Consider the following 5219-nt stretch of genomic DNA (forward strand, 5'->3'; position numbering starts at 1 on the left):
GCGTGCCCACTTAAGCGCAATCTTGCCTGATTATATGGTGCCGGCGGCTTTTGTCCGTCTGGATGAATTCCCGTTGACGCCGAATGGTAAACTGGATCGCCGGGCATTGCCGGTGCCGGGAGAGGAAAACTTAGCCCGTCAGGTCTATGAAGTGCCGCAAGGGAAAACTGAAATGGCCTTGGCGGCTATCTGGCGCGAGTTGTTGGATGTTGAGCAAATCAGTCGGTATGACAATTTCTTTGCTCTGGGTGGTCATTCGTTGTTGGCGATGCGGGTGATGAACCGTGTCGCGGCTTTAGGTGCCGAACTGCCGCTGACCACATTGTTTAAAGCGCCTGCTTTGCTGGCCTTTGCTAAGGTGGTTGATGAGCATCTTAATGAACAGAATGGGGCATTGCCCGTCATCACACCGACACCCCATGACGGAGCACTACCCCTGTCATTTGCGCAACAGCGTCTGTGGTTCCTGGCGCAGTTTGAGGGGGTTAGTGATACCTACCATATTCCGTTGGCACTGCGTTTACGGGGCCAGCTTGATATTCGTGCCTGGCAGCAGGCGCTGAATCACCTGTTTGCCCGCCATGAAGCATTACGTTCCGTTTTTATCACAGTCAATGAGCAGCCTCAGGTTGAACTCCTGCCGGCGGACTTTGGTCTGCCGATGAAAAAATACGATCTGCGTAAAGCTCCGGAGGTGGATGAGCGGCTTAAGCGTTTGTGCGAGCAGGAAGCTAAAATGCCGTTTAATCTTGCCTGCGGTCCCTTAATTCGTTCTGTTCTGATACAACTGACTGACGATGAGTATATCTTCCTGCTGACCCAACACCATATTGTGTCCGATGGCTGGTCTTTAGGGATATTGAAATCAGAACTGAATGCACTTTATTCAGCCTGCCTAAACCAACAGCCTGATCCGTTGCCGCCGTTGGTGATCCAATACCCTGATTATGCTGCATGGCAGCGTCAGTGGCTGTCGGCAGAGAGGGTTCAGATTCAATCCGATTATTGGCGAATGGCGTTGGCTGACGCGCCAGTCTTGCTGGATTTGCCAACTGATCGACCACGTCCGCCTGAACAGTTGTTTGCCGGGAACCTGTGGCCTATCAATCTGGACGCAGAGTTAACGGCATCCCTTAAGCGTCTGAGTGAACAACAGGGGGTCACGTTATTTATGACCTTGCTATCAGCCTGGTCAATAGTCTTGTCCCGTTTGTCCGGTCAGGATGATGTGGTTATCGGTACACCCAGTGCCGGTCGCAGCCGTCAGGAAGTGGAATCCTTGATTGGTTTCTTTGTTAATACTTTGGCGTTGCGTATCGACTTATCGGGTGAGCCTAATGTGACGGAGTTGCTGTCGCGTGTGCGGCAAACCGCGCTGGCGGCACAGGAGCATCAAGATTTACCGTTTGAACAAGTGGTAGAGATTGTACAACCACCGCGTAGGCTGGCGCATACCCCGTTGTTTCAGGTGATGTTTGCCTGGCAGAGCAATGAGATTGTGGAATGGAGATTGCCGGGGCTGACAATTTCACCGGTCGATCAAGCCCTTGATGTCGTTAAGTTTGATCTTGAACTTAATCTGTTTGAAGAGGAGGACAGGATTGTCGGTTATCTCGGTTATTCAACCGCCCTGTTTGATCAATCGACAATCGAACGACACGTTGAGTATTTGCACACAATACTGCAAACGATGGTCGCTGACATTCAGCAGCCAGTCGGGGAAATGAATATTCTGGCACCAGTAGAGCGCCGGTTGTTGCTGGAAACCTGGAATGCAACCGTAGCGCCATATCCTGAACAGTTGTGTGTTCATCAGTTGATTGAACAACAGGTAGAGAGAACCCCGGATGCGATAGCGGTAAGGTATGAAAATCAGACGCTCAGTTACGCTGAATTGAATACCCTCGCCAACCGATTAGCACATCAACTGATTGCATTGGGTGTAATACCAGACCAACCGGTAGCCATTTGCGTGACGCGATCACTGGAAAGAATAGTGGGATTGCTGGCGGTATTGAAAGCGGGCGGGGCTTATGTGCCACTAGATCCGGCTTATCCGGGTGAACGTCTGGCTTATCTGCTTACTGATGCTGTGCCAACTGTTTTGCTGGCGGATCATGTTGGACGGGCAGCCTTGGGTGAAGCAGCACTGAAGACGTTAACGGTACTCGATCCAAATGCCCTGTCGGATCAGCCTGACACTAATCAACCAGATAATAATCCGCAAATTCCTGCTCTCACCTCACGGCATCTGGCGTATGTGATCTACACTTCCGGCTCCACCGGCAGACCGAAAGGGGTGATGATTGAACATCAGAGTCTGGTTAACCTGACGCTGGAACACATTGCCCAGTTTGATGTGGGTATCACCAGCCGGATGTTGCAATTTGCCTCATTTGGCTTCGATGCCAGCGTCTGGGAAATCATGATGGCGTTGAGCTGTGGGGCTATGCTGATTATTCCGACTGAAACAATCCGGCAAGACCCGCACCGTCTCTGGCATTATCTGGAAGAGCAATCGGTGACGCACGCTTGTTTGACTCCTGCCCTGCTGCGGGATGGCGCTGATTTACCGGCGCTGACGATAAAGCCGACCGTGATACTGGGCGGTGAAGCACCCAGTCCGGCGCTAATCCAGACATTAAACCGTCAGGCCAAGGTGTTCAATGCCTATGGCCCGACGGAAATCACCGTTTGCGCCACCACCTGGAATTGCCCGCCAGACTATACAGGGGGATTAATTCCCATCGGTAGACCGGCAGTTAACAAACGAGTCTATCTGTTGGACAAACACGGTCAGCCGGTGTCGCTGGGCGCAGTCGGTGAGTTATATATTGGCGGTGTGGGTATGGCCCGTGGCTATCTCAATCGCCCTGAACTCACCGCTGAACGTTTCCTGACGGATCCGTTTAGTGATCAGCCGGATGCGCGGATGTATCGCACCGGGGATTTGGCCCGTTACCTGCCGGATGGCAATTTGGTATTTGTTGGCCGTAATGACCAACAGGTTAAAATCCGTGGCTTCCGTATTGAACCGGGAGAGATTGAAACTCGGTTGATTGAACATCCGGCGGTGAGTGAGGCACTGGTAGTGGCGTTGGGTGATGGACAGAATAAACGCCTGGTGGCTTATGTGGTAGCGCAAACGGATGATGGATTGGCCGCCAGTCTGCGTGAACACCTGAGTGCGCGGTTGCCGGATTATATGGTGCCGACGGCTTTTGTACGTCTGGATGCGTTTCCGCTGACGCCAAACGGCAAGCTGGATCGTCAGGCGCTGCCGGCACCGGGAGAAAAAGCCTTTGCCCGTCAGGTCTATGAAGCCCCGCAAGGGGAGGTAGAAGTGGCGTTAGCGACCATTTGGCGTGAATTGCTGCAAGTTGAGAAGATCAGTCGGCACGATAGCTTCTTTGCCCTCGGAGGCCACTCGCTGTTGGCGGTACGGATGATTGAGCGTTTGCGGTGTATGGGGTTGGGTATCTCGGTACAAGCGCTATTCCAGCACCCGACATTGAATGTGCTGGCTCAGTCTTTGTCTCAGCATTGTGAGATCAAGGTGCCTGATAACGGTATTACACCGGATACGTCTGTGTTAACACCGGAGATGTTGCCGCTGATTGACCTCACTCAGGGTGAAATTGACTGTATTGTTGATCAGGTACCGGGTGGGCTGGCTAACATTCAGGATATCTATGCTCTGTTACCACTACAGGATGGCATTTTATTCCACCATCTTCTGGCAAATGAAGGCGATCCTTATCTTCTGTTAACCCAACAGGCTTTTGCGGATCGATCTTTGCTGGATCGTTATCTGGCCGCGGTTCAACAGGTGGTTGATCGCCATGATATCCTGCGGACCGCTTTTATCTGGGAGGGATTGTCAGCTCCGGCTCAGGTGGTTTGTCGTCAGGTTCCCTTATTCATCACAGAACTGACACTCAATCCGGCTGACGGATCGATCAGTGACCAACTGACCCAACGCTTTGATCCGTGCCAGCATCGTATTGACCTGAGTCAGGCACCGTTGTTGCGCTTTGTTATTGCTCAGGATACGGATGGCCGCTGGGTCCTGCTGCAACTGTTACATCACCTGATTGGTGACCATACCACGCTGGAAGTGATGAACAGCGAAGTGCAGGCGTATCTTACCGGACGGGGAGACAGCCTGTCTGCGCCAGTACCTTTTCGTACTTTGGTCGCTCAGTCTCAATTGGGAATCAGTCAGGAAGAACATACCCGTTTCTTTACCGATATGTTGGCGGCGGTGGATGAGCCGACGTTGCCATTCGGATTGACGGAAGTACACCATGACGGCTCGCAGGTAGCGGAATCGCACAGAATGCTGACGCCTGCACTGAATAACCGTCTGCGTAATCAGGCCCGGCGTTTGGGCGTCAGTGTGGCGGCGCTGTGTCATTTGGCCTGGGCACAGGTGTTGTCGCGTACCAGTGATCAGAAGCAAGTGGTGTTTGGCACGGTGCTGTTTGGGCGTATGCAGGCTGGCGAAGGCGCTGACAATGGCATGGGGCTGTTTATTAATACCCTGCCGTTACGGTTGGATATAGATGAAACCCCGGTGCGGGAGAGTGTACAGGCCGCCCATAGCCGATTGGCAGGGTTATTAGCGCATGAACATGCCTCACTGGCGCTGGCCCAACGTTGCAGTGGGGTAGCCAGTGGGACACCGCTGTTCAATGCGCTGTTGAATTACCGGCATAATACCCAGCCGGTCACGCCGGATGAGATCATCAGCGGAATTGAATTCCTTGGCGCACAGGAACGAACCAACTACCCGTTTGTGTTGTCGGTAGAGGATGGGGGTTCCGATTTGGGGCTGACGGCTCAGGTAGTACAACCCTTTGATCCGGAAAGGATATGCGGTTACATGCAGCAGGCGCTGACCAGTCTGGCAGAAGCGCTGGAGCAGGCACCAGAAACACCGGTACGGGAACTGAATATTTTGCCTGAAACGGAACGTGCGTTATTGCTGGAAACCTGGAACGCGACGGAAACACCGTATCCTGAGCAGTTATGTATTCATCAGTTGTTTGAACAGCAGGCAGAGAAAACGCCGGTTGCTACAGCGCTGATAGCGGGAGATCAAACCCTCAGTTATACGGAGCTGAATATCCGTGCTAACCGGCTGGCCCGTCAGTTAATTGAGCAAGGGGTTTATCCGGGTGAGCATGTTGCGATCTTGTTAGAGCGATCCATTGAGC

1 protein-coding gene is annotated in these 5219 nt (G+C 52.8%); it reads left to right on the top strand.

The features are described 5' to 3' along the window. On the top strand, positions 1 to 5219 hold a 5219-nt coding region (locus tag AAC854_RS21070; RefSeq protein WP_340618805.1), incomplete at both ends, for an amino acid adenylation domain-containing protein.

This window comes from Xenorhabdus entomophaga (genome assembly GCF_037996725.1).
GTDB classification, from domain to species: domain Bacteria; phylum Pseudomonadota; class Gammaproteobacteria; order Enterobacterales; family Enterobacteriaceae; genus Xenorhabdus; species Xenorhabdus khoisanae.